Source organism: Pasteurella sp. XG20 (assembly GCF_018968665.1).
Classification (GTDB): Bacteria; Pseudomonadota; Gammaproteobacteria; order Enterobacterales; family Pasteurellaceae; genus Pasteurella; species Pasteurella multocida.
On sequence record NZ_CP076656.1, the window covers coordinates 2,041,528 to 2,066,295 of the forward strand.

23 protein-coding genes are annotated in these 24,768 nt (G+C 41.8%); 7 read left to right on the top strand and 16 right to left on the bottom strand.

The annotated features are described in order from the left end of the window. Nucleotides 1–144: 144 nt before the first annotated feature. Nucleotides 145–1,761: a phosphoenolpyruvate carboxykinase (ATP) gene (pckA, locus tag KPF51_RS09575; RefSeq protein ID WP_005724363.1), complete on the top strand. Its 1,617-nt coding sequence runs from the start codon at nt 145–147 to the stop codon at nt 1,759–1,761. A gap of 175 nt (nt 1,762–1,936) precedes the next feature. On the opposite strand, the gene KPF51_RS09580 is transcribed toward pckA, so the two are convergent. From KPF51_RS09580 to hpaA, 13 genes are all read right to left on the bottom strand, one after another. Continuing rightward, the gene (locus tag KPF51_RS09580) at nt 1,937–3,382 is read right to left on the bottom strand and encodes an NAD-dependent succinate-semialdehyde dehydrogenase (protein ID WP_005724353.1); all 1,446 of its coding nucleotides are present in this window, start codon (nt 3,380–3,382) and stop codon (nt 1,937–1,939) included. A gap of 18 nt (nt 3,383–3,400) precedes the next feature. Continuing rightward, complete coding sequence (gene hpaI / locus KPF51_RS09585; protein WP_005724351.1) at nt 3,401–4,207, bottom strand: 4-hydroxy-2-oxoheptanedioate aldolase; 807 nt, start codon at nt 4,205–4,207, stop codon at nt 3,401–3,403. Between the two features lie 19 nt (nt 4,208–4,226). Continuing rightward, nucleotides 4,227–5,030, bottom strand: a complete 804-nt coding sequence (hpaH, locus tag KPF51_RS09590) for a 2-oxo-hept-4-ene-1,7-dioate hydratase (protein ID WP_005724348.1) — start codon at nt 5,028–5,030, stop codon at nt 4,227–4,229. Between the two features lie 13 nt (nt 5,031–5,043). Then, nucleotides 5,044–6,243 (bottom strand): Bcr/CflA family multidrug efflux MFS transporter, encoded by a 1,200-nt coding sequence (locus KPF51_RS09595; protein ID WP_211599558.1) that lies wholly within the window; start codon nt 6,241–6,243, stop codon nt 5,044–5,046. A 42-nt stretch (nt 6,244–6,285) separates the two neighbouring features. Continuing rightward, the gene (locus KPF51_RS09600; RefSeq protein ID WP_005724344.1) at nt 6,286–6,669 is read right to left on the bottom strand and encodes a 5-carboxymethyl-2-hydroxymuconate Delta-isomerase; all 384 of its coding nucleotides are present in this window, start codon (nt 6,667–6,669) and stop codon (nt 6,286–6,288) included. Nucleotides 6,670–6,747: 78 nt separating this feature from the next. After that, nucleotides 6,748–7,593 carry a 3,4-dihydroxyphenylacetate 2,3-dioxygenase gene (gene hpaD, locus KPF51_RS09605; protein ID WP_005724341.1) on the bottom strand — a complete coding sequence of 282 codons (846 nt, stop codon included), beginning with the start codon at nt 7,591–7,593 and terminating at the stop codon, nt 6,748–6,750. A gap of 18 nt (nt 7,594–7,611) precedes the next feature. Next, entirely contained in the window at nt 7,612–9,072 is a 1,461-nt protein-coding gene (gene hpaE / locus KPF51_RS09610) for a 5-carboxymethyl-2-hydroxymuconate semialdehyde dehydrogenase (protein WP_005724339.1), read from the bottom strand. 20 nt (nt 9,073–9,092) lie between these two features. Further along, nucleotides 9,093–9,857, bottom strand: coding sequence for a fumarylacetoacetate hydrolase family protein (locus KPF51_RS09615; RefSeq protein WP_005724337.1), 765 nt, complete (start codon nt 9,855–9,857; stop codon nt 9,093–9,095). A gap of 13 nt (nt 9,858–9,870) precedes the next feature. After that, nucleotides 9,871–10,545, bottom strand: a complete 675-nt coding sequence (locus KPF51_RS09620) for a fumarylacetoacetate hydrolase family protein (protein WP_005724335.1) — start codon at nt 10,543–10,545, stop codon at nt 9,871–9,873. A gap of 11 nt (nt 10,546–10,556) precedes the next feature. Then, the gene (locus KPF51_RS09625; protein WP_005724333.1) at nt 10,557–11,885 is read right to left on the bottom strand and encodes a TRAP transporter large permease; all 1,329 of its coding nucleotides are present in this window, start codon (nt 11,883–11,885) and stop codon (nt 10,557–10,559) included. 4 nt (nt 11,886–11,889) lie between these two features. Continuing rightward, the gene (locus KPF51_RS09630; RefSeq protein ID WP_005724331.1) at nt 11,890–12,417 is read right to left on the bottom strand and encodes a TRAP transporter small permease; all 528 of its coding nucleotides are present in this window, start codon (nt 12,415–12,417) and stop codon (nt 11,890–11,892) included. An 18-nt stretch (nt 12,418–12,435) separates the two neighbouring features. Next, the gene (locus KPF51_RS09635) at nt 12,436–13,458 is read right to left on the bottom strand and encodes a TRAP transporter substrate-binding protein (RefSeq protein WP_005724329.1); all 1,023 of its coding nucleotides are present in this window, start codon (nt 13,456–13,458) and stop codon (nt 12,436–12,438) included. A 154-nt stretch (nt 13,459–13,612) separates the two neighbouring features. Next, the gene (gene hpaA, locus KPF51_RS09640; protein ID WP_005755118.1) at nt 13,613–14,515 is read right to left on the bottom strand and encodes a 4-hydroxyphenylacetate catabolism regulatory protein HpaA; all 903 of its coding nucleotides are present in this window, start codon (nt 14,513–14,515) and stop codon (nt 13,613–13,615) included. A 267-nt stretch (nt 14,516–14,782) separates the two neighbouring features. Here hpaA and hpaB point away from each other — a divergent pair, with 267 nt between their 5' ends. Together hpaB and hpaC are read left to right on the top strand one after the other, a co-directional pair. Then, nucleotides 14,783–16,381 (top strand): 4-hydroxyphenylacetate 3-monooxygenase, oxygenase component, encoded by a 1,599-nt coding sequence (hpaB, locus tag KPF51_RS09645; protein ID WP_061406333.1) that lies wholly within the window; start codon nt 14,783–14,785, stop codon nt 16,379–16,381. A gap of 30 nt (nt 16,382–16,411) precedes the next feature. After that, nucleotides 16,412–16,918 carry a 4-hydroxyphenylacetate 3-monooxygenase, reductase component gene (hpaC, locus tag KPF51_RS09650; RefSeq protein ID WP_211599557.1) on the top strand — a complete coding sequence of 169 codons (507 nt, stop codon included), beginning with the start codon at nt 16,412–16,414 and terminating at the stop codon, nt 16,916–16,918. A gap of 75 nt (nt 16,919–16,993) precedes the next feature. On the opposite strand, the gene ftsX is transcribed toward hpaC, so the two are convergent. From ftsX to ftsY, 3 genes are read right to left on the bottom strand one after another with little or no spacing between them, the layout of a single operon-like run. Continuing rightward, on the bottom strand, nt 16,994–17,929 hold the full coding sequence (ftsX, locus tag KPF51_RS09655) for a permease-like cell division protein FtsX (protein WP_061406332.1): 936 nt from the start codon (nt 17,927–17,929) through the stop codon (nt 16,994–16,996). Between the two features lie 11 nt (nt 17,930–17,940). Continuing rightward, nucleotides 17,941–18,591 (bottom strand): cell division ATP-binding protein FtsE, encoded by a 651-nt coding sequence (ftsE, locus tag KPF51_RS09660; protein WP_061406331.1) that lies wholly within the window; start codon nt 18,589–18,591, stop codon nt 17,941–17,943. A gap of 50 nt (nt 18,592–18,641) precedes the next feature. After that, entirely contained in the window at nt 18,642–20,021 is a 1,380-nt protein-coding gene (ftsY, locus tag KPF51_RS09665; RefSeq protein ID WP_061406330.1) for a signal recognition particle-docking protein FtsY, read from the bottom strand. 217 nt (nt 20,022–20,238) lie between these two features. Between ftsY and KPF51_RS09670 the strand changes: the two genes are divergently transcribed. The 4 genes from KPF51_RS09670 (at nt 20,239) to KPF51_RS09685 (ending at nt 24,748) form a co-directional block, all read left to right on the top strand. Then, nucleotides 20,239–21,270, top strand: a complete 1,032-nt coding sequence (locus tag KPF51_RS09670; RefSeq protein ID WP_061406329.1) for a hypothetical protein — start codon at nt 20,239–20,241, stop codon at nt 21,268–21,270. Nucleotides 21,271–21,505: 235 nt separating this feature from the next. Beyond that, a complete protein-coding gene (locus KPF51_RS09675; RefSeq protein WP_061406328.1) occupies nt 21,506–22,516 on the top strand; it encodes a hypothetical protein in 1,011 nt (336 codons plus the stop codon). Between the two features lie 50 nt (nt 22,517–22,566). Further along, nucleotides 22,567–23,169: a 16S rRNA (guanine(966)-N(2))-methyltransferase RsmD gene (gene rsmD / locus KPF51_RS09680; RefSeq protein WP_081106276.1), complete on the top strand. Its 603-nt coding sequence runs from the start codon at nt 22,567–22,569 to the stop codon at nt 23,167–23,169. Between the two features lie 58 nt (nt 23,170–23,227). After that, a complete protein-coding gene (locus tag KPF51_RS09685; protein WP_061406327.1) occupies nt 23,228–24,748 on the top strand; it encodes a surface lipoprotein assembly modifier in 1,521 nt (506 codons plus the stop codon). The last annotated feature ends 20 nt before the right edge of the window (nt 24,749–24,768 follow it).

Sequence of the window (24,768 nt, forward strand, 5' to 3'; positions counted from 1 at the left end):
TTTCTTTGACATAAATCATATAACGTTAAAAATTTTTCGCCATTTTTCAAAATTTTGATCAAGCTAACAGTTTTTAGGTAGAAATTTGATTAGAATGCTCGCATTATTTTTCAACATTTAAAACTTAACTCTATGAGGTAACGTATGACTGACTTAAATAAAGTAATCAATGAACTTGGTGCACTTGGTATTCATGATGTAAAAGAAATCGTTTATAACCCAAGTTATGAGCAATTGTTCGAAGAGGAAACCAAACCAGGTTTAGAAGGTTACGAAAAAGGTATCGTGACACAATCAGGCGCGGTGGCGGTTGATACCGGTATCTTTACAGGTCGTTCGCCAAAAGATAAATACATTGTGCTTGATGACAAAACCAAAGACACTGTTTGGTGGACAAGCGATGCGGCGAAAAACGATAACAAACCAATGACACAAGATACGTGGAAAAGCTTAAAAGGCTTAGTGACAGAACAACTTTCTGGCAAACGTTTATTTGTGATCGATGCATTCTGTGGTGCAAACGCTGACACCCGTTTATCAGTGCGTATCGTGACAGAAGTAGCATGGCAAGCACACTTTGTGAAAAACATGTTCATTCGTCCAACAGAAGCAGAATTAGTCGGCTTCAAACCAGATTTCGTGGTAATGAACGGTTCTAAAGTCACTAACCCGAACTGGAAAGAACAAGGTCTAAATTCTGAAAACTTTGTGGCATTTAACTTAACTGAAGGCGTGCAATTAATCGGTGGTACTTGGTACGGCGGTGAAATGAAAAAAGGTATGTTCTCAATGATGAACTACTTCTTACCATTAAAAGGCATCGCATCTATGCACTGTTCAGCCAACGTGGGTGAAAAAGGCGACGTTGCTGTGTTCTTCGGTTTATCAGGTACAGGTAAAACCACCCTTTCAACAGATCCAAAACGTCAATTAATCGGTGACGATGAGCACGGTTGGGATGATGATGGCGTATTCAACTACGAAGGTGGTTGCTATGCGAAAACGATCAAACTGTCTCCAGAAAACGAACCAGATATCTATAAAGCCATCAAACGTGATGCCTTATTAGAAAACGTTGTAGTACGTGCAGATGGTTCAGTGGATTACGATGATGGTTCAAAAACAGAAAACACCCGTGTTTCTTACCCAATTTACCACATCGACAACATCGTAACACCGGTATCAAAAGCAGGTCATGCGAAAAAAGTGATCTTCTTAACTGCGGACGCATTCGGTGTGTTACCACCAGTATCTAAATTAACGCCAGAACAAACCAAATACTACTTCTTATCTGGTTTCACCGCGAAATTAGCCGGTACTGAGCGTGGTATCACAGAACCAACACCAACGTTCTCTGCATGTTTCGGTGCAGCGTTCTTATCACTTCACCCAACACAATATGCGGAAGTGTTAGTGAAACGTATGGAAGCAGCGGGTGCGGAAGCTTACTTAGTGAACACAGGTTGGAACGGTACAGGTAAACGTATCTCAATCAAAGATACGCGCGGTATCATCGATGCAATCTTAGACGGTTCAATCGAAAAAGCAGAAATGGGCAAATTACCAATCTTTGATTTAGCGATCCCAACTGCATTACCAGGTGTTGACCCTGCAATCTTAGATCCACGTGATACTTATGCAGACAAAGCACAATGGCAAGCGAAAGCAGAAGACTTAGCTTCTCGTTTCGTGAAAAACTTCGAAAAATACACCACTAACGATGAAGGTAAAGCATTAGTGGCAGCAGGTCCAAAAGCGTAATTAAACGCTTAACGTGATAAATAACCAAACAGCTCGATGAAAATCGGGCTGTTTTTTATGCCGACCAACTTAACAAAACGTTGGTGAAAATGACCGCACTTTTACTCGTATCTTCACAAAATTGAATAACAAAAAAGCACAAGCAATCACTTGTGCTTTTTCATTTAATGCAAATTTACACTTTCAAGCAAAGGTATTTGATTTCTAAAAACTCGTCGATGCCGTAGCGGGAACCTTCGCGACCTAAGCCAGATTCTTTGACGCCACCAAAAGGTGCCATTTCATTGCTGATCAGACCTTCGTTGATACCGACAATACCGTATTCTAATGCTTCGGAAACTCGCCAGATGCGAGAAATATCTTGGGTGTAAAGATACGAGGCTAAGCCAAATTCAGTATCATTTGCCATCTCAATCACTTGCGCTTCGGTGTCAAATTTAAACACCGGTGCCAATGGGGCGAAGGTTTCGTCTTTTGCCACTAACATCGCTTGGGTCACATCTCGCAATACGGTCGGTTCAAAGAACGTACCGCCTCGCGTATGAGGCTTACCGCCGATCACCAAATTTGCCCCTTTTGCGGTGGCATCGTCGATATGTTCTTGGATTTTATTGACCGCACTTTGACTGATTAATGGTCCAATGTTGACACCGGCTTCATTGGCACTGCCCACTTTAAAGGCCGCCACTTTGGCGCTGAATTGCTCCACAAAACGGTCATAAATGCCGGCTTGCACATAAATACGGTTAGTACAGACGCAGGTTTGTCCACTGTTGCGGAATTTCGAGGCGATAATGCCCTCGATAGCATTCTCTAAATCCGCATCATCAAACACAATCGACGGGGCGTTGCCACCCAATTCTAATGACAATTTTTTCACTGTACTCGCCGATTGCGCCATCAGGATTTTGCCCACACGGGTCGAACCGGTAAAAGTCACTTTACGTACCGTTGGATGTTCGGTTAGCACTTTGCCAATTTCAACGGAGCGAGTTGAAGTAATCACATTAAATAGCCCCGCAGGTAAGCCCGCTTGGTGTGCCAGTTCTGCCAACGCTAATGCAGAAAGTGGGGTTTCCTGTGCGGGTTTTAATACCATTGCACAACCTGCCGCAAAGGCTGGCGCAGCTTTACGAGTAATCATCGCATTCGGGAAGTTCCACGGAGTAATTGCTGCCACCACCCCAATGCCTTGTTTAATCACTAATAAACGATGATTTTCTTTATCCTGTGGTAACACGTCGCCATAAATACGTTTGGCTTCTTCAGCGAACCATTCAATAAAACTGGCGCCATATAAAATCTCACCACGACTTTCGCTGATCGGTTTACCTTGTTCTAAACTCAGTAATTGGGCTAATTCTTCTTGGTTTTCAATGACTAAGTTATACCAACGGCGTAAGAGATTCGCACGTTCTTTCGGCGTGACTTTTTGCCATTTTTTCTGGGCTTGTGCCGCGCAAGCAATCGCATATTCGGTTTCTTCTGCGCTTAAATCTGGCAACTCACAAATGATTTGTTGGGTCGCTGGATTAGTAACCGCAAAGGTTTTGTGATCCTTTGCCTGTACATACTCGCCATTAATATAGGCTTTGGTTTTTAATAGGGAAAATTGTTGCATTGAAATACCTCCCAACAATTAATAAATTTGGTTCGCACTAGCTGTGTTTTCTAGTGCATTCGATGACTTAAACTTCTGTGAAAGATCGTTTAATGCACGCATTAACAAAGAGGTATCGACGCCTACCGCCACAAACGTACAGCCGAGTGCTAAATAGTGTTTTGCCATTTTTTCATCGGCATACAAAATACCGGCAGCTTTATCCGCAGCACAAATGGTGGCAATCGCTTGTTCAATCGCTTGTTGCACTTCTGGATGCGATGGATTGCCTAAATGCCCTAATGACGCACTCAGATCGGCAGGTCCAATAAAAACGCCATCGACCCCATCGACTTCAGCAATCTCTTTCAGGTTCTGTAAGCCGGTTTTGTTTTCCACTTGCACCAATAAACAGATTTCTTCATCCGCTTGTTGTAGATAATGAGGAATACTATTCCAACGCGACGCACGTGCTAAGGCACTGCCTACGCCACGCACACCTTTTGGTGGATAATGTATGGATTTCACCAATTCGCGCGCTTGTTCAGCGGTTTCCACCATCGGGACCAATAAGGTCTGCGCCCCAATATCAAGCAGTTGTTTAATGGTATGCGTTTGTCCAATCACGGGGCGAATAATCGGAGTAGTAGGATACGCGGCTAAGGTTTGGAGCTGATGTAACAGGGTGCGTAGATCATTCGGGGCATGCTCACCATCGAGCAATAACCAATCAAATCCGGCAGTGGCGGCAAGCTCACAAGCATAGCCATCCGCTAAGCCGACCCATAAGCCAATTTGCGGTTTTTTCTCTTTTAACGCTTGTTTAAAGTGATTTTTCAGTTGCATTGTACGCCTCACGTTGCCATTACACAAACTGCATCGAAATACTGCCTAATTCATGGTAATCCACATGGAATGTATCACCACGACGGGCAGCGACGGGGCGTGTAAAGGAACCGCCCAAAATAACTTCACCGGCTTTAAGCGTCACGCCATAAGGATGCAGTTTATTGGCTAACCACGCCACGCCCTTAATTGGGTTATTTAAAACTGCCGCAGACACACCGGATTCTTCCACCACACCATTGCGGTATAACACCGCCGCTACACGGCGTAAATCCACGTCCATCGGTTTAATTGCACGTCCGCCTAACACCACTCCAGCGTTAGCAGCATTATCTGAAATGGTATCAAATACACGACGCGGCACTTTAGTTTTACTGTCAAATTGTTCAATGCGCGCATCAATGATTTCTAACGCAGGGATCACATAATCGGTAGCATCCAACACATCAAAAATAGTGCAATTTGGTCCAGATAAGTCTTTTTTCAAAATAAAGGCTAATTCCACCTCAACGCGCGGCACGATAAAACGATCAAAAGGGATTTCACTGTTTTCCTCAAAAAACATATCATCCAGTAAGGCACCATAATCTGGTTCATTAATTTGTGAGCTATTTTGCATCGCTTTTGAGGTTAAGCCGATTTTATGCCCTTTCAACACGCGTCCTTCTGCAATTTTCATCGCCACCCACGCTTTTTGAATTTCATACGCATCTTCAATGGTAATCTCTGGATACGCTAACGAAAATTGTGAAATCTGCGTGCCTGTTTTTTCTGCTTCATTAAGACGTTGTGCCGCCTGTTGAATAATCGCTTCGGATAACATAGAAAATCCCTCTTTAAGATGAAATTGAATTTGGTTTTAACGTAATCATAAAGCCCACAATGGCAACACCTGCGCAAGTACTCATGACCCAAAGCATGGTTTGCGGACTGTTGTTAAAAAAGTAAGACAATGCGCCACTTGCCACAAAACCACCGGCAAACTGCATCGAAGCCACAAGTGCCATCGCCGCACCTGCTGCATGGCTATGCTGTTTTAATAAACTGGTCATCACATTAGGCGTGATCGCCCCCGTTAACCCGACAAAAATAAAAAGCGGTAACATTATGGCAAATAAGGAATCGGGGTCTGCCAGAAAAAACGCCATGCCAGCCAATGCCACTAAGCCCATTTCCGCCATTAACACACGCTGGACGGCATAACGTTTAACACAATAGTTATTAATTAAAGTTGCTAACACAATACCAGCCACATTGATGCCAAAGTAAAATCCGTAGTCCTGAGGCGGAATATGGAAATAATCAATGTAAACAAAGGGCGTACCGGCTACATAAGCAAACATGCCGCCAAACATGGCACTTAAACAAAGAATATTGCCGAAAGATTGTGGTTGTTTCAAAATCCCACAATATGCTTGAAAAAATGTGCCAAGATTTAACGGACGTTGATGGCGGTCTTGATTGGTTTCCGCTAAGAAAAAATAAGCAATTAACCAACAAACCACCCCAATTAACGCTAAAAGTAAGAACTGAGTTTCCCAGCCAAACCATAACAACACAATACCGCCGATAAAAGGCGCTAAGAGAGGGGCAAGCATCGTGACTAACTGCATCATAGAAAGCACGTGCGTAATACGCTGTGGCGGGAAACTATCACGCACAATCGCCCGCCCTAATACGGGACCTACCCCACCGCCAAAGGCTTGTAAAAAACGGGCGACTAACAGCTGTTCAATGCTAGTAGCAATACTGCACGCAATGCTCGCCACGATATAAATTGCCATGCCGATCAGCAAAATAATACGGCGCCCATATTTATCGGATAAGGGACCATAAAACAACATGCCCACACAAAACCCCGTCAGGAAGGTACTAACGGACAGTTGTACCCATTCAATACTGGTATGTAAAGCTTGCGCAATGGTCGGTAAAGATGGCAGATACATATCAATGGAAAGCGGTCCAAAGCCCACCAACGTGCCTAAGAAGCAGATAAGTGCGGTCTGATTCCACGTCGTATTGGTTGCTACTGGCATAATGACGCCTCCATGACACTCTGTTAAATCGCCTCAATTGGCTTATTTCTTAAATCTCAAATGCACATTGTTTTTCTTGAAATTTAAGGTCGGATGCAATTCCGCCATTTCAAATGACAGCGCAAAATAGCGTTTCTCAAATAGCGGTTGAAAGTAATTCGTTAACAGTGTAAACACCTGTTCGCCGACAGGTTTTAAACTGGCTTCATCACGTCCCGCACCAATCTTTAACGTGATATGCACAAAAGCATCATCTTCTATCCCATCCGCCATACGATACACATCCACCCAATGCACGCGACTGCGAATGCCGCCTAAAGGGAAAATACCGGTACTGGCAAGATAATCGTGCACCTGTTTAAATAATGGTTGCCAATCCACCTCATCACGCAAATTTTCGGTGGCTTCAACAATAAAGTGTGGCATGCATGTTTTCCTTTTTATGAAGAGAAAAGTGCGGTCTGTTTAGCAAAAAGTGTCAGAAACCAACCGCACTTGTGCGGATTACACCGGGAAGACGGCGTTAATTTGTCCCGTACCGGAACTTGGGAATAAATCCGTCAAGATTTCAACTGGCTTATCGTATTTATCCCAACCTAGCATACCGAGCAACATCACTGTATCGTGCATATTGCCCTCGCCGCGACAGAATTCCGCGTATTCCGGTAACATTTTGCAAAAGTCTTTGAAATTGCCTTTACGCCACATATCCACTACATGCAAATCAATTTGGCGTTCAAATTCACGGGTATAGCTGTTCATCCCGTCTTTGGCTAAATGATCGGGAATAAAGTAGTGTGATAACGAGCCGCTAGCTAACACGGCAACAATGCCATCGTATTCTTTAATGGCGTCTAATACCGCCTCACCGAGCTTGCGACTATCTTCGAATGAATGCGAGGTGCAGAATGCCGCAATGGAAATCACTTTAAAGGCTTTATCTTCGTTCATATAACGCATTGGAACCAACGTGCCGTATTCCAATTTCAAGCTATCAATCTCATGTGCCTGAGCGCGCACCCCTTTCGCCACCGCATGTTTGACGATCATGTGACCTAATTCAGGATTGCCTTCATAATTAAAAGTGATATCACGAATAAAGTGTGGGAGCTCATTACTGGTATAAACCCCTTCAAAATGCGAACAACAGTTCACATGATATGCACTATTCACCAGCCAATGTGTATCAAATACGATGATCGTATCGACCCCCAAATCACGACAACGTCGGCTAATTTCTTTGTGACCTTCAATGGCGGAAGCACGGCAACCATAATGTTTGCCCGGTTGTTCTGACAAATACATTGACGGAACATGTGTAATCTTGGCAGCTAAAGCGAGTTTACCCATATTGTTGCTCCTTTAATTTTATAATCCCCAGCGAGGAATTGGATGATCGTGCATTGAGATGCACACATTTTTCAATTCAGCAAAGACTTCAAAGCTGTATTCGCCGCCTTCGCGTCCAATACCTGAGGCTTTGATGCCACCGAACGGTTGACGTAAATCACGTACGTTTTGACTGTTGACGAAGACCATCCCCGCTTCAATGCCATTGGATAAACGCAATGCTTTCGCAATGTCTTTTGTCCAAATGTAAGAAGCCAGACCGTATTCCACGTCATTTGCCAAACGTAATGCCTCTGCTTCATCTTTAAATTTCATTAAACACACCACCGGACCAAAAATTTCCTCTTGTGCAATACGCATACGGTTATCGACATCGGCAAAGACCGTTGGTTGAATAAAGTGACCTTTTTGTAAATGTGCTGGTAAGTTTTGCGGACGTTCTAAACCGCCAGCAAGTAAGGTGGCGCCTTCTTCCAGACCAATACGGATATAACCTGTCACTTTGTCATAATGTTGACGGGTAATCATGGAACCTACTTGGGTATTGAAATCTTGCGGATCGCCCACGATTAACCGTTTTGCACGTGCTGCAAATTGTTTCACGAACTCGTCATACACTGTTTCTTGAATAAAAATCCGTGAACCCGCAGTACAACGCTCGCCATTGAGCGAGAAAATGGTGAACAATGCCGCATCTAAGGCGCGATCTAAATCCGCATCATCAAAAATCAACACTGGGGATTTGCCCCCTAACTCCATTGAATATTTTTTCAAACCGGCATGTTTTAAAATATGCTTACCTGTCGCCGTGCCACCGGTAAATGAAATCGCACGCACGTCATCGTGTGTGACTAACGCATGACCTGCTGTTGAACCGAAACCTTGCACTACATTGAAAACCCCTTCAGGAATACCTGCCTCCAAGGCTAAACGCCCTAATTCATTTGCGGTTAAAGGTGAAAGCTCGGACATTTTAAGTACCGCAGTATTGCCTAATGCCAAACAAGGTGCGGTTTTCCACGTTGCTGTCATAAATGGCACGTTCCATGGGGAAACCAAGCCACATACCCCAACCGGTTGATAAAGGGTATAGTTAAGCATTTTGTCATCGACTGGATAGCTATGCCCATTCATGCGCGTACAAACTTCCGCAAAGAAATCAAAGTTATGCGAGGCACGAGGAATGAGCACGTTTTTGGTTTGATGAATGGGTAAGCCCGTATCTAAAGTTTCCAATTCGGCCAATTTCGCCACATTTTGATCAATTAATTCACCTAACTTACGCATCAAACGGGCGCGTTCTTTGGCTGGTGTTTTTGACCATTTTGGGAACGCGTCTTTTGCTGCTTGAACTGCCGCATTAATTTCTTTTTCACCGCCAGAGGCAACCTGACAAATCACATCACCTGTTGCAGGATTAAAGTTGTCAAAGGTTTCCTCACTGGCGACTTCTTTACCATTTATCCAATGCTTAATCATAAGGTTGTCTCCTTTTATATTTATACGTTTTGCGCAAAAAAGGCCGTTTCACTCACAATGTAGTTCGTCAATTTGCCAATTTGCTCAATTTCAATTTCTACGCAATCACCCGGTTTCACATCCGCTAACCCTTTTGGTGTGCCTGTGGCGATCATATCGCCCGGTTGTAATGTAGTAATATGGGAGAGGTGTTCAATGAGGTACGCAATATCAAAGATCATGTCTTTGGTATTCCCTTCTTGACACAACTCGCCATTGACCCATGTTCTTAAAGTTAAGTTCATCGGATCTTTCACATCCGCTTTATCCACAATCCAAGGACCAACAGGGGTCGTGCCCACACGATTTTTCACGCGTAAATTTGGGCGATAATAGTTCTCCAAATAATCACGAATCGCATAATCATTACACAGGGTATAACCCGCCACATAATCCATCGCCTCATCCCGTTTTACATTTTTTGCTGTTTTACCAATCACCACTACCAGCTCACATTCATAATGCATATAGTCCACATTATCAGGGCGCCACGTGGTGCTGTTGTGACCGGTGTAAGTGTGATGGGTTTTCACAAACACAAGGGGCTTTTCAGGTGGCTTAAAATCTAATTCAGAGGCGTGATCGGCGTAATTTAACCCTAAGGCATACATCATGCCACTGGCTGGCGGTAACCAGGTTACCGCTTCACTCGGCAATAATTGTTGTTGATCGGTTAACAAGCCATTTGGTCGCACTTCTACGCTATGGATTTGATTTTGATACATCACTTTTGCATATTTACTCATAATCCTGCTTACCTCATTCAGTTACCGTATTGGTTAAACAACCCAGTTGAGCAAACTCAACGGATACCTGATCGCCAGCGCCCACAAGGAGTGGCATATCCTCTGTGCCGGTCAGCAAAATATCGCCCGCTTTAAAAGCAATAAATTGGCTTAAAAAACTGATCAACTCAGGAATCAAATGTTTCATGGCTAAATGCCCATAGCTTTTCTTCACAGAACCATTAACCGTAATATTGACTGTCAATTCCGCCGGATTTTGTACCGCACTTTTTAACACTTCTTGCCCTAAAACACAGAAGCCCTCTTGGCAACGCCCCTCAATATCGGGACGGTAATAGCTGTCATGGGGTAAAGAATAGAGTGCCACCGGCAGATACCCGGATACGTAGTGCATCGCCTGTTCCACACAAACTCGTGAGGTATCTCGACCAAACACCACCGCCAAGTGCGGTTCAATTCTGAGCTGTTTTTTCCCCGCAGGGAGCGACACGTTCGCCCCACTGCGATTATGTGTCGCTTCAGGCAACACATAAATAACTGGGGTTTTCGGTAACGCTTGATAAGGCGCTTGTTCAAACTGTGCTTGGCAACGTTGCAATAATTGAGTTGAGTTCAACGCAATGACAAACACCGTAGGTTTATGCGCAGTATTGAGTTGGGTAATCTGTTTAGCTAAAGAGACAGACATAATTTCCTCACTTAAAATAAATGGACGAGCCACAGCGCAATGCCCGGAACGCAGGCAATCACAGCAATACGAATAAGATCAGAGGCAATAAATGGCAACACCCATTTTGATGTGGCTAATAATGGGGTGTCTTTATCCATCTTATTGATAATAAATAAGTTCATGCCGACGGGTGGGGTGATTAAGCCAATTTCCACCACCATCAATGCCACAATGCCAAACCAAATGGTTTTATCTTGTGCTGACAGCCCCCAGAAATCTAAACCGAGAATAATTGGATAAAAAATCGGAATGGTTAACAAGATCATGGCAAGGGAGTCCATGACACAACCTAAAACCAAATAAATCATTAAGATACAAAACAACACCAACAACGGCGCATATTGCTGTTCAACCACCCAATTTGCTAATTGGGCTGGCATCTGAGTAAGGGCTAACGCAGAGTTCAATAAATCCGCGCCGATCAACACCATAAAAATCATCGCACTTGCCATGGCGGTCTGTAAGATACTGTCAACTAACCCTTTCCAAGTTAACCCACCAGAAAGCCAAGAAATAATGCCACAAGAGGCAGCGCCAATAGAGGCGGCTTCAGTTGGATTTGCCCAGCCACCATAAATACTGATAATCACCACCGCAAACACGATGAAAATTGGTAATACTTTGACTTGTGATTTTAAGGCTTGTAAAAAGGGGACTTTTTCCGACGTTGGACCTGCTTCAGGGTGTAAACTGACTAACACCTTGATCACAAACACATAGCCTAACAGCGCTAAAATTCCCGGGATAATCGCCGCCACGAACAGTTTCCCAATGGATTCTTGTGTTAGTACCGCATAAATAATAAGCGGTACGGAAGGTGGAATTAAAATCCCGAGTGTGCCGCCCGCAGCTAAGGTTGCTGTACTTAATTCACCGGAATAACGGCGTTTTTTCAATTCGGGAATGGCAACTTGTCCCATGGTTGCTGCGGTAGCTAAAGATGAACCACAAATCGCCCCAAATGCGGCACAACTGCCAACAGAAGCCATAGCGAGACCACCTCGCCAGTGACCAATAAAGCTACTCGCTGCTTGGAATAAGGCTTTCGACATCCCACCATGTGAAGCAAGTTGTCCCATAAAGATAAATAAAGGAACAACCGCTAAGTCGTAATTAGACAAACGTGCATAAGCTAAACCGTTTAAGGTGTACATCAGGGCATTCAGATCCCCTTGACCTAAATAGGCGTACAACCCGGCTGCCGCTAAAAACATCGCGATACTAATATGAATTCGAATTAATAAGAGGGTCAGTAAGATAAAAAAACCCACAATACCCATTTCTAAGCCACTCATCATAAGCTTAATCCTTTGAAGTTAAATGGATATAAAAATGGAAAAAAGCACACAATCCCATCACAATAAAACCCAACATGATGGCGGCATTGGGTATCCATGTTGGAAAAGAAAGCAAGGCCGTCACTTCTTCATATTCTTTTAACGTCTCACTTTGTAAGGCAATGCGCCAAACTAATAAAAAGGACACCAAACCAAGCAATAAATCAGCAAGTGCATCCATCTTATTGCGTAAGACAGGCGGAAATTTTGCAGTAAAAAAATCCACTTTTAAGTGCTCTGACATCAGGGTACAAAACGGGAGGAAAAGGGAGGCGGCGACCGCACATCCCATTTGCATGATTTCAATATCCCCAAGAACACCGCCATTACCTAATTTACGTCCCACTAAGGAATAGCACGACATCACGATCAAAGCGATGAATAAAAACCCACCCACAATCGCCATGCCTTTTGACACTTGGTATAACCCCATGCCAATCGCACTCTTCCTGACGTTTTCTGGCATCATGACAGCTTGAGTTGATCCGCTCATCGGTCGTCTCCTCGCAGATTATTGGTGTTTTTTCACCATTTCACGTAAATCATCAATTAATTGCTGACCGTTTTTACCTTGTTTATTCATGCTTTCGATCCAATCTTTGGTTAATGAATCCGTCATGGCTTTCATTTTTGCTGTATGTTTTGGACCAAACTCAGTAATCACACCACCATTGGCAAGCACTTTTTTACGCGCATTGTCTTCGGTTTTTTCCCATGCCACCGTAATACGTTCAAGTAAAGCGGGACCAGAATGTTTATCAAGAATCGCTTTTAAATCGGCAGGTAATGAATCGTATTTTTTCTGATTCATCACTAAAGCAAGTACGGTTACGGTTGGGAAAGGCTCACCCGCCGCAGGCATCACATGATATTTCGTCACTTCATCTAATTTAGTTGGTGGCACTACTTCCCACGCCCCCATCGCACCATCGACGACACCTTTTGAAATACTTTCAGCCACTTGTGAAGGGGCAATAGAAATCGCTGCACCACCTAAGGCTTGAATCACTTGGGAGGCTAAACGCGTTGGGGTACGTAATTTGTTATTTTTTAAATCCTCAACTTCATTTAAAGGCTTATTCGAATGGAAAGTCACCCCTCCATCACTTTGAATAGACAGCACTTTAAATTGCTTAAATTCGGTATCTTTGGCGTATTTTTCAAAAAACTCCCACGCCACTTTGTTGCCCACACGTACATTCGGTAATAAGAACGGGGTTTCTAACGCCTCAATGATTTTGAACCGACCCGGCGAATAACCTGGTGCAGTCCACACAATATCCGCCACCCCGTTACGCACCTGATCAATCAATTGACCTGCGGTCCCACCGAGTTGATTTGAAGGATATAATTGACATTCGATACGACCTTTTGATTCCGTATTCAGATCCTGACACCAAGGGACTAACACATCATTGTGCATGGTTGAAAGTGCGGGTAAGAAATGACCGATTTTTAATACGACTTTGTCATTTGCCATGACTGAGGCAGAAGCCGCTAAAGTTAAAGCGAGTAAGAGTTGACGTGTCTTCATAAAAAGTCTCCTTCACATTCGTTGGGAAAAGGCATTTAAGAACAAACAGCAGTCCAATGTAACCAAATTGTTAATAGGTTGTTACAGTTATAATGGAGTTAAACCGAGTTTTAAATGTACTTTTCAGGTGAAAAATTGTACTTTTCACAAAAAATCACGATGGATTCGAAGATATGTGATCTTGATCGCGAAATGCTTTTGGTGACAATTGCGTTTCTTTTTGGAAAAAACGCGAGAAATAGGCAGGATCTTTAAAACCGAGATCATAGGCGATTTGATAGATCGAATGCTGGGTAAATAATAGCTTCCGTTTCGCTTCTTGAATTTGGCGCTCAATAATAAGACGTTTTGGTGAGGTAGCTGAGAAATGCTGACAAATGGCATTCAATTTACTTTCGCTAATACATAAGCGATCTAAATAATCATTAATGCGCCAATTATTTTTAAAATTATCTTCAATCAGGAAGTTAAATTGATTAAATAAATACAACTCGTTGTTACGTGGACTGTACTTTTTCTCATTGCTTTTCGACAAACGATAAATTTCTAATAAAATTAATTTCGCACTTAAACGCAGTGCGGTCTGTTTTTCGTCCGTATGTTGACGGTATTCTCCCGCCAATAAATTAAATAAATATTCAAATTTAAAAATTTGTTGTGCTTCTTCTTGCGGAGATAACTCAATACACATGGGATAAAAATAATTGATATCGCGTTTTAACGATTCTAATAACTGCCAAACAAACTCTTGTGGAATGGTTAAAACGTGCCCATGCGTATCTAAGTCGGTGTAAAAGCCATGAGGAATAGAAGGCGGAGTAATAAAAAAACAAGGGGCATACAGGCGGTATTCATGTGCATCTAACTGTAATGCAATGCTTCCTTCAGTTAAGTAGTGCACTTGATAAAAGCGATCATGAAAATGCACCAACGATTTCCGTCCATAAAATAAGGCAAGATTATCAAAGGTTTCATAGTGGATGATGCTACTGCTTTCCTGTCCACCATAGGTTTTTTCAATATTAATATTTTGTGTTTCAAAGGATTGATCTCGCATAACCTCCCTCCAATTTACTTCCGCCTTATCCTTTTTGCTTGAATGTAAACTATGCTTTTTCGCCTGTATAGTTTTGATCCTTAAAACAGCGATAGAGATCACATTTTATTCATTTTTCCCGTCTAAATACGGAAAAGTACATTTTTTGACACGAAAATTGCATTTTCTCTTGCGCAGAGATCCACTATAAATTTAACAAATTCGCAACATGCCAGCGATTTTGCCCGAAATGCTATTCAACCCTTATTTATTCAAAAGGAGTAAATCATGACGCAAGCAGAAAAAAAACAGCACAAATTACCGGATGATTACCGCAAAGAAAAAAATCGTCCATTCACCGGTGAAGAATATTTAGCAAGTTTAAGAGATGGGCGCAAAGTCTATATTTATGGTGAGTTAGTCGATGACATGACAACCCACCCTGCATTTCGTAATGCCGCCGCCTCTGTGGCAAAACTCTATGATGCGTTACATGATCCCGCAACCAAAGACGAATTGTGTTGGGAAACAGATACTGGCAATGGCGGTTATACCCATAAATTCTTCCGTTATGCCCGTACCGCAGAAGAACTCAAAGCACAACGCGATGCTATCGCAGCTTGGTCACGTTTTAGCTATGGCTGGATGGGGCGTACTCCAGACTATAAAGCCGCATTTGGTAGCGCGTTAGGCGCCAATCCAGAATTTTATGGTAAGTTCGCCGATAATGCACGCAATTGGTATAAACGTATCCAAGAATCTTGCCTCTATTTCAACCACGCTATTGTTAATCCACCGATTGACCGCAATAAACCTATTGATCAAGTTAAAGATATCTACGTGAAAATCGAAGAAGAACGTGCTGACGGGATTATCGTGAGTGGCGCGAAAGTAGTGGCGACTAACTCAGCACTCACTCACTATAACTTTATTGGATTTGGTTCCGCACAAATTATTGGCGATAACGACGACTTTGCCTTGATGTTTATTGCACCCATGGATGCCGAAGGTGTCAAACTGATTTGCCGTCACTCTTATGAACTTGCCGCAGGCGCGACTGGTTCACCGTTTGACTTCCCACTTTCTACTCGTTTCGATGAAAACGATGCCATTTTGGTGTTAGACAACGTCTTTATTCCTTGGGAAAACATTTTAATCTATCGTGATCTAGAGCGTTGTCGTACTTGGGCACAATATGCCGGCTTTGCGACGCTTTTCCCAATGCAAGCTTGTACCCGTTTGGCGGTGAAATTAGATTTCATTACAGGTTTATTACATAAAGCATTACAATGTACCGGCGTGATTGAATTCCGTGGCGTCGCGGCGCAAATGGGCGAAGTGATGATGTATCGTAACCTCTTTTGGACACTTACTGATGCCATGGCGGGATCTTCTTATCAGTGGAAACATGGTTGCCAAATGCCAAGTGCACAAGCAATCCAAACTTATCGTGTGATGGCTCCAATGGCTTACCATACGGTGAAAAAAATCATTGAACAAACGGTAACAAGTGGGTTAATTTATTTGCCTTCACATATTCGCGATTTCAATAACCCTGAAATCGACCAATATTTAGAAAAATACGTGCGTGGTTCAAACAATATTGAATACCGTGATCGTATCAAAATTTTAAAACTTCTGTGGGATGCCATTGGCACGGAGTTCGGTGGTCGTCACGAACTTTACGAAATCAACTACGCCGGTAGCCAAGAAGAAGTGCGTTTACAAGTACTCGGGCAATCCACTGGTAACGGTACATTACAGCGTTGTTTCGATTTAGTGGATAAATGCTTGGCTGACTATGATGAAAAAGGTTGGAAAGTGCCACATCTGAATAACTCAGAAGACATTAATATTTTGCATAACCTCAACCGTTTTTCAAAATAACGTACGTCGTAAAACATAAGGAAAATCAATATGCTTACGCCAATTCAACAACACTTTCGTAATTCCATGGCAAAATTGACCGCTGGCGTGAATATTATTACGACCAATGGTATCGCTGGGAAATGTGGTATTACGGCGACGGCGGTCTGTTCCGTTACCGATACACCGCCAACGATCATGGTATGTATTAACAAAAACAGTGAAATGAATCCTGTCTTCCAGACCAATAAACGCCTTTGTGTCAATGTATTGAGTGCAGAACAACTCGAACTCGCACAACACTTTGCCGGTTTCATGGGCAGCTGTATGGATGAGCGTTTTGAGTGGGCTGTGTGGCATGAAAAACAAGACCCGGTGGCACCACTGAGTCTTAAGAATGCACTCGCCAATTTAACGGGCACCATTGTGGATAGTCGTGATATTGGCACGCATTCGATGTTTTTAGTGGAGCTTGAAGAAATTCAAGTCAATGAAGAACAAGAACACGCCTTAGTCTATTTCGCGCGTCAATTCCATACCGTCGGGACCTCAGCGTAAATGCATAAAATAAGAAAGGCAGATCAATCATTTGATCTGCCTTTTGTTTCTGCATAAAAAGTGCGGTCTATTTTTTTAATTTTTTCGCTCAAGCATTTTAATATGGCGAGTTGCCGCTAACCAAGCACCAAGGTAGCCCACCAATGTGCAAATGATCATCAGAAATGAAAACTCCGCCAGATTTACCCCGTTTAACTCAAAATGTACCGCAAAAATATCGGTCACATACTTGACGGCACTGGTGAAATAACCAATCACTAAACTACTTAACACACAGGCAAAAAAGCCGCCTAACAAGGCATAAATCATGCCCGTATATAAGAAAGGGCGTAACACAAATTGATCGGTGGCACCAAGCAGTTTCATCACTTCAATGGTCGCTTGGCTACTGTACACATCCGAGCGAATACTGTTACCAATTACCAAGAAAACCGCCAAGGTCATCAGTACCGCACAAAAGATCGCCACATGTGCCACTAACCAAGTCAGTGCGGTCAATTTTTCCAACCAATCATTGTCTAAACGCACTTCTTGTACACCTTTAATTTTATCTAAATTTTGGCGTAGCTCATTGCGCTTTTGCGATTCATTATATTCTTTCGTCGGTCTGATCATCACTACCGCAGGCAAAGGGTTATCATCTAACACATCTAACTCATTGCCAAAACCCGACCAATCACGAAACGCATTCAAACTCTCTTGACGTGAAATATAATTTAATGAGGCAACGCCGTTTTGTTGGCGAATTTTTTCCACCACCAAATTGGCATCTTCTTCACTCAAAGTTTTGTGTAAATACACCGTGAGCTCACTTTCCGGATAAAACTGGGTCGTAGCTTGGTGAATATTTTTCCACAATAAATAGCTTACTGTTGGAATAGTGAGGGAAACACTGATCACTAAAATTGTCAGTAAGGTGCCAAAACGGCGCTTTAATAAATCAGCCCATACAGCTTTTAACACATATTGTATTTGCACCCAAAATGGCGCATGCACACGGCGCGAACTCATCACAACTTTCCTCAGCGTAAGTAGCCTTGTTCAAGGACAAGACAAGGTTTTGGTTTTTGTTGAATAATATTGAGGTCATGTGTGGCAATCAGCACCGTCATCCCCATTTGATTTAATTCTTCAAACAAACTGAAAATTTCAAAAGACAAGCTATTATCCAAGTTACCTGTTGGCTCATCGGCAAGCAATAATTGCGGTTTATGCACAATCGCGCGGGCAATATCCACTCGCTGCTGCTCACCACCGGACAAATGCACAGGTAAATGATTGGCACGATCACGCAAGCCCACACGATCTAAGGTAGCGAGCGCTCGACTTTCCGCTTCGTTAGGATGCATCCCCGCAATAATCAGGGGTAACGCCACATTATCCACAATCGAACGATCTGCTAACAGACGGTAATCTTGGTGTACCATGCCAATTTGACGACGTAAGAACGGAATTTCATGTGCCGCTAAACGGGTAATATCATGCCCATTAAACCAAATCTGCCCACCATTTGCCCTTTCCATACCCATTATCAATTTCAACAGCGTACTTTTCCCTGCCCCAGAATGCCCAATGACATAGGTCATACTACCCACGGGCAAATGAAAACTGATATTTTGTAATGCAGGCTTACCACCGAGATAGGCTTTACTCACATTGGAAAATCTAATCATGTTATGCTACTTTTACTCTCTTTTTAGGCTCAGCCATCACTGAGCTCACTTTAATTTGCTACGCTGCTTTCGTCTTCATGCACAAATAACGCGTCAATAAATTCATCTGCATTAAATGGACGTAAATCTTCGATTTTTTCACCCACGCCAATATAACGAATCGGTAAATTGAATTGATCAGCAATCGCAAAAATCACACCGCCTTTTGCGGTACCGTCTAACTTGGTTAAGGTAATCCCCGTTAAGCCAACGGCTTCATGGAATAATTTCGCTTGGCTAATTGCATTTTGTCCCGTCCCGGCATCGAGCGTTAACATAATTTCATGTGGTGCTGTTTCATCATATTTTTTCATCACACGCACAATTTTTTTCAACTCGTCCATTAGATTATTTTTATTTTGTAAACGTCCTGCTGTATCTGCAATCAACACATCAACATGACGTGCGGCAGCAGACTGCATCGCATCAAAAATAACGGAAGCAGAATCGGATCCTGTGCTTTGTGCCACCACTGGAATACCATTACGCTCACCCCACACTTGCAATTGCTCAACCGCCGCCGCACGAAACGTATCGCCTGCCGCTAGCATTACTGATTTACCTTCATGTTGGAACTGACGCGCTAATTTACCAATGGTCGTGGTTTTTCCCACACCATTCACACCAACCATTAAAATCACATAAGGTTTTTTGCTTTGATCAATCACGAGTGGCTGGGCAACCGGTTTAAGAATCTCTGCCATTTCCACTTTTAGTTGTTGATACAACAAATCTGCCTCTTTTAATTGTTGGTGACTAGCATGTTGCGTTAAGTTATTGATGATTTTTGTCGCAGTCGGTACGCCTAAATCGGCGATGAGGAGCTGTTCTTCTAATTCCTCAAATAATGCATCATCAATTTTTTTACCAAAAAAGAAACTGCGAAAACCCGCACCAAGATTTTGTTTCGTTTTTAATAACCCTTTCACTAAACGGCTAAAAAACCCACCTTCACTCTTTTTTTCTTGTTCTTGAGGCTGGGAAGGTGTTGGCGCAGCCAGTTTGACGTCCTCATCAGATGTTAGCGCACTGGCAAAAGAATCCGTTTCTTCAAGGCAGTCTTCCGTTTTCATCTCCTCTTCAGCCTGCTGAAACAAACTCTGCACATCGTCACCCTCATCAGTCTTCACATGTTGCGCGTCTGTTTTGTCTAATGTTGGGGAGAATGCTACCGGTGTATCGGATGTGGTCGAAGATGATATTTCATCAGAAATCACCGCACTTTCTGTTTGCTCAATTTGGGGTTCAATCTCTGATTTGATTTCTTCGACTTGCTCAATATTGTCGGACGTTTCTGTACTCGGTAACGTCTTTGTCGCCTCTGGGGTTTCTTGCTTTTTTCCCAAACCAAGCCAAGACCAAAAGCCACCTTTTTTATTTTCCGTTGACATAATTTTTTCTCATTGCCTAAACATATTTTGAATTCAAAAATTGATTGCTCATTTTAACATTGAATACTTCAACGATGAAAAAAATCTCCTTGCTTTCCCTAAAATTTGCAAAATTTATACAAATTTAGCTGTATAAATAATAAAAACGTGTAAAATATACACATTTTTAATAAGGAAATAAGCAATCTGCTTATGGAACATGTATAGGGAATACACTATGAAAAAAGCAATCATCAAATTAACAACTGTCTTCGGATTATCTTGCCTTTTAATCGCTTGCGGTGGCGGTGGTGGCGGTGGTGGCAATGGCGGAAACAATGCGCCCCCACCAGTACAGCCGATTCAACCTGCACCACCAGCACCTCAACAACCAGATGCTGCACCAAATATACCGGCACCACCTAAAAACCAAGCACCAGATAATGGCGCAAAGGAAGCACCACCTCCACCAGCAAATGACAATATGGGGATGTCCCCTCCTCCTTCTTCTACACAAGAAAAGTGGGAAGGCGCTTGTGAGGCAAAATCATTCTGTACTGCAAAAAATGAAAATAAAAATCGTGTAACAGTTTATAAACTAGAACATGTGGAAAATGCAGATAAACACAGTGGTACACCTGATAAATACACTAAAAAAGAAGAGCATATCACTCTTAAATTAAAGGATACTTCAGGAGGTGAGTATAAATTTACTTTATTAGGGACTGAGGGGCATGAAGTCGGCTATTATGGTTATCGTCACAATGTTGATGATAGTCGCGCGCATAAAAATGTGGAATTACTTTATGCCATCAACACGGATTTTAAAAGCGCTGACCAATCTGCTCAATTCAAAGCTTATTATAGAAAAGAAAAAGGGTTTATTTATGCGCCTATTAGTAATACTGAATTATCTAATAATGGCTTAATAAATTATGGTGATGTGAATATTCTCTATGACAACGGTAATATATCAGGTTCTATTTATCGCTCTGAAAATGGCAATAGTCGAGAAACTAACAAAGAAGAAATCTTTAAAATAGAAAAAGGTAATAATGGTAGTTCAACTATTGAACCTGTCTTAGAAAATCTTCTTGGTACAATTAAAAAAGGCGATAAAACTAATCTGAATTATGTATTAGCGGATTCAAAAAAAGGAAATGGTGATCATAAATATCTTTTTGGTAACGCTAAAGCCGAAACATGGATTGGGGTATTAGCCGCTGAAAAATCAGATGAAAAACCAGCAGAAAATCCTACGGGTAAATAAAAGATAAAAGGCGTTTAAAAACGCCTTTTTTGTCTTTTCTTATTTAAAAAATACTCTCTGTTACGAAATAATATAATTCATAGACAATAACAGCATAAAAACCAAGCAAATAAAACGATCTTGTTTATTAAAAATAATAAATCCCTTCTTAACTGAGAAAAAAACGATAAAATAACACCGCATCATAAAGGATATGATGTGACCTATTTTTGATCTAGGCAGTACAAGGATAAATATGAAAAAAATCGTTTTAAAAACAAGCTTATTGATGACCCTCTCTTCATTATTAGTGGCATGTAGCGGTGGTGGCGGTAGCGCTGGAAATCGTGCTGACCGTGTAGAGGAAAAAGCACAACCGGTTCAATCAAATAGTGAGCCTTCTTCCACTCCAATCAAACATCCTATGACTAATAGTGCTACGAATACTTCTCTTCATGACAAACTTTCAATGTCTTCTCATGACACATCCAAAGAAAATAGTCAACAATCCTCCTTTCAAGCCCCTCTAGAACAAGAAAAAAACCAACCTGCACAAGAAAATCTTACTTGGACAGGTTATCATGTTTCAGAATGGGGAAATGCGAGTAATAATGTAGATAAAGATAATGTTACGGTATTCACTTTCGTAAAATATAATTCTCAATATAATGATGATCCAGTTTTTGATAAAACAAAAACACAAAGTAAAACGATATCATTAGTTGACGGAAAAAATGAAAATAAAGAGCATTATTATCACTTTACGCTAAAAGACGATTTATTTTATTATGGCAGTTATGGACAACCTTCATCAGATTATAAAAAAATAGAAGAAAACTATATTTATGCAATCAAACCAGATGCAATAAATAATGAGAACATCAATGCACTAACTGCAACTTACCATCAAGAAGATGGTTTTATATATTCCGTATTAAGTGATGTAAATCGAGTTGGTTCAGAATATATTCCTCAGTATGGCAATGTGAGTCTTACTATACAAAATGGTAAAATTTATGGTGAGATTTATAGGCATAACCGAGGGTACGATGATCTATTTAAGCTCTCTGGAGAAGGTCGGAATTTAATATTAACACCACATAAAAATAACCCTTATGATCTTTCCCCTACAGGACCCGACAACATGACAATGGAGCTGAATTTTATCAACGCAGAAAAGACTGATAAAAAATACGTTGTTGGTGTAGGAAAAGCTGAAAAATATTATGGGTTATTATTTGCTGAAAAAAGTCACCAAGCACAATAAACACATGATGATATGGTATTTTCGCATACTGCTATTTATTTTATAACCTTATGAAAAAACCAATACAAAAACTCAAATCTAGCACACCAAAAGGTGAAGTACGTATCATTGCAGGATTATGGCGCGGGCGGAAATTGCCCGTGCTTTCTGCGGATGGATTACGTCCAACAGGTGATCGGGTTAAAGAAACCTTATTCAATTGGCTCATGCCCTACATTGTCGATGCGACCTGCCTTGATTGCTTTGCTGGCAGTGGTGCATTAGGTTTTGAGGCACTTTCACGTCAGGCAAAACAGGTGACGTTTTTAGAGCTAGATAAAAATGTTGCGACACAACTCAGCAAAAATCTTGCTACGTTAAAATGCAATGCAAAACAGGCTAACGTCATCAATCAAAATAGCCTGCAATTTTTAAATCAACCACAAACTGCACCGCACTTTGACATTGTGTTTATTGATCCGCCTTTTCACTTCGGTCTAGCACAGCAAACAGTTGATTTATTAGCTCGACATAATTGGCTAAAACCTGACGCATTGGTTTATGTGGAAACAGAAAAAGACAAACCGATTATTGCCCCAGAGAACTGGACCATACTCAAAGAGAAAATAACCGGTCAAGTCAGTTACCGCTTGTATGCCATTGCAACGACTTAATCGCGAAAGCCCACACCCATAATAAACAGAATATCATAACTTTTTTCAGATGAACTTAATGATGAATTTAAAACCACTTACTTTTTTACCTTTTTTCGGTCTCCTTGTTTTTCTCTCTGGCGTTATTTATAACACCGCGTGGGCAAATACTGTGATTCCTGTAGATAATAGCCGACCAGATGAAACCTTTTCCCAGACGTCACCTAAACAGCATCTCTTTTCTCAAAAACCGAAACCGGCTGAACCCACATCAAGTGCAAGCAGTCAACAAATTTCATTGACTATTGAACAACTTGCTAGCAGACCTGATTTGGTGCTTCGTGCCTTAATCCCGGCGTTAAAAAATAATGATATGCGCGGTGTTGAAATCCTCTTACCTATTTATGCTAAACAATCACCGGATCCCTTCTTATTAAAATGGGCACAGGCAGTTGTCGCACGTAAACAAGGAAAATTAAATGAATCTGTGCGTTTATATCGCCAAATTATTGCAGAAAAGCCCAATTTACAACCTGCACGCTTACAACTCGCTATCGCCTTAACGCAAAATCGTGAAAATGAAGCTGCGAAAGCACAATTTAACCAACTGCGTTCAGAAAACTTACCTGCGCCTTTACTGACCCTCATTGATAGCTATATTGATGCGATTAACCAACGCGATAGTTGGAATGTTTATGGCGGAGTAAATTATTTGCATGAGAACAATGTCAATAATGCACCGCCTAAAGGCACCAAAGTGGAAGGGTTTACCCCGTCAAGCCAACCAGAAAAAGCACATGGTTTAAGTTATTTTATTAATTTCAGTAAAAATTGGTCATTAGCTCACGGCTTTTTCACAGAATTCAGTGCCGATATCAATGGAAAATATTATTGGGATAATCATAAGTATGATGAGTTTTCGACTCGCCTCAATCTAGGTGGTGGTTACCGTAATGCCAAAACAGAAGTGAAACTTATGCCTTTCGTGGAACAATTTTGGTATGTGGGCGGTGAAAATGCGACAAAGGATGCACGTACATTACACCGCTATTCTAAAAGCTCAGGTATCAACCTTGAGATGGATTATTGGTTGACACCCAATTGGAAAATGTCAACGGTTCTCGAATATACCGAACAACGCTATATCCAACCTCAACGGCAAAACTCAAATGGAAATAGCTATTCCGTTAGCAATACCCTGATATATATGCCAAATAGCCAACAATTTTGGTTTGTTGGACTCGATTATTATCAAAAAAATACTCAACTAAAAGCCTATGCCTTTGAACGTCAGGGAATACGTCTAGGTTGGGGACAGGAATGGTCGAAAGGCATTTCAACACGTTTACAAACAAGCTATGCCACACGCACTTATCAAGCACCTTCAGCAGAAAAGAATACGATTTTCGCACCAAGTTTCTTTAAAGTTGTGCAAAAAAATCGCGAATACGGTGTCAATTTTACGATTTGGCATCGTAGCGTTCACTGGCTGGGGATTACGCCTAAAATCACTTGGGCATATCAAAAAACCACCAGTAACAATCCTTTTTCCGAATATGACCGGAATCGGATTTATTTAACCTTCAGTAAGAATTTTTAAACGATAAAAAATGCTCAAGC

Bases quoted from the DNA above. Each gene is read 5' to 3' on its own strand.
- rsmD (WP_081106276.1), top strand. From the start codon at position 22,567: ATGAAAAAACCAATACAAAAACTCAAATCTAGCACACCAAAAGGTGAA.
- KPF51_RS09620 (WP_005724335.1), bottom strand. From the start codon at position 10,545: ATGTCTGTCTCTTTAGCTAAACAGATTACCCAACTCAATACTGCGCAT.
- hpaB (WP_061406333.1), top strand. From the start codon at position 14,783: ATGACGCAAGCAGAAAAAAAACAGCACAAATTACCGGATGATTACCGC.
- KPF51_RS09580 (WP_005724353.1), bottom strand. From the start codon at position 3,382: ATGCAACAATTTTCCCTATTAAAAACCAAAGCCTATATTAATGGCGAG.
- hpaH (WP_005724348.1), bottom strand. From the start codon at position 5,030: ATGTTATCCGAAGCGATTATTCAACAGGCGGCACAACGTCTTAATGAA.
- KPF51_RS09625 (WP_005724333.1), bottom strand. From the start codon at position 11,885: ATGATGAGTGGCTTAGAAATGGGTATTGTGGGTTTTTTTATCTTACTG.
- KPF51_RS09630 (WP_005724331.1), bottom strand. From the start codon at position 12,417: ATGAGCGGATCAACTCAAGCTGTCATGATGCCAGAAAACGTCAGGAAG.
- ftsE (WP_061406331.1), bottom strand. From the start codon at position 18,591: ATGATTAGATTTTCCAATGTGAGTAAAGCCTATCTCGGTGGTAAGCCT.
- KPF51_RS09600 (WP_005724344.1), bottom strand. From the start codon at position 6,669: ATGCCACACTTTATTGTTGAAGCCACCGAAAATTTGCGTGATGAGGTG.
- hpaI (WP_005724351.1), bottom strand. From the start codon at position 4,207: ATGCAACTGAAAAATCACTTTAAACAAGCGTTAAAAGAGAAAAAACCG.
- hpaE (WP_005724339.1), bottom strand. From the start codon at position 9,072: ATGATTAAGCATTGGATAAATGGTAAAGAAGTCGCCAGTGAGGAAACC.
- hpaC (WP_211599557.1), top strand. From the start codon at position 16,412: ATGCTTACGCCAATTCAACAACACTTTCGTAATTCCATGGCAAAATTG.
- KPF51_RS09635 (WP_005724329.1), bottom strand. From the start codon at position 13,458: ATGAAGACACGTCAACTCTTACTCGCTTTAACTTTAGCGGCTTCTGCC.
- ftsY (WP_061406330.1), bottom strand. From the start codon at position 20,021: ATGTCAACGGAAAATAAAAAAGGTGGCTTTTGGTCTTGGCTTGGTTTG.
- KPF51_RS09615 (WP_005724337.1), bottom strand. From the start codon at position 9,857: ATGAGTAAATATGCAAAAGTGATGTATCAAAATCAAATCCATAGCGTA.
- KPF51_RS09670 (WP_061406329.1), top strand. From the start codon at position 20,239: ATGAAAAAAGCAATCATCAAATTAACAACTGTCTTCGGATTATCTTGC.
- KPF51_RS09675 (WP_061406328.1), top strand. From the start codon at position 21,506: ATGAAAAAAATCGTTTTAAAAACAAGCTTATTGATGACCCTCTCTTCA.
- hpaD (WP_005724341.1), bottom strand. From the start codon at position 7,593: ATGGGTAAACTCGCTTTAGCTGCCAAGATTACACATGTTCCGTCAATG.
- KPF51_RS09595 (WP_211599558.1), bottom strand. From the start codon at position 6,243: ATGCCAGTAGCAACCAATACGACGTGGAATCAGACCGCACTTATCTGC.
- ftsX (WP_061406332.1), bottom strand. From the start codon at position 17,929: ATGAGTTCGCGCCGTGTGCATGCGCCATTTTGGGTGCAAATACAATAT.
- KPF51_RS09685 (WP_061406327.1), top strand. From the start codon at position 23,228: ATGATGAATTTAAAACCACTTACTTTTTTACCTTTTTTCGGTCTCCTT.
- pckA (WP_005724363.1), top strand. From the start codon at position 145: ATGACTGACTTAAATAAAGTAATCAATGAACTTGGTGCACTTGGTATT.
- hpaA (WP_005755118.1), bottom strand. From the start codon at position 14,515: ATGCGAGATCAATCCTTTGAAACACAAAATATTAATATTGAAAAAACC.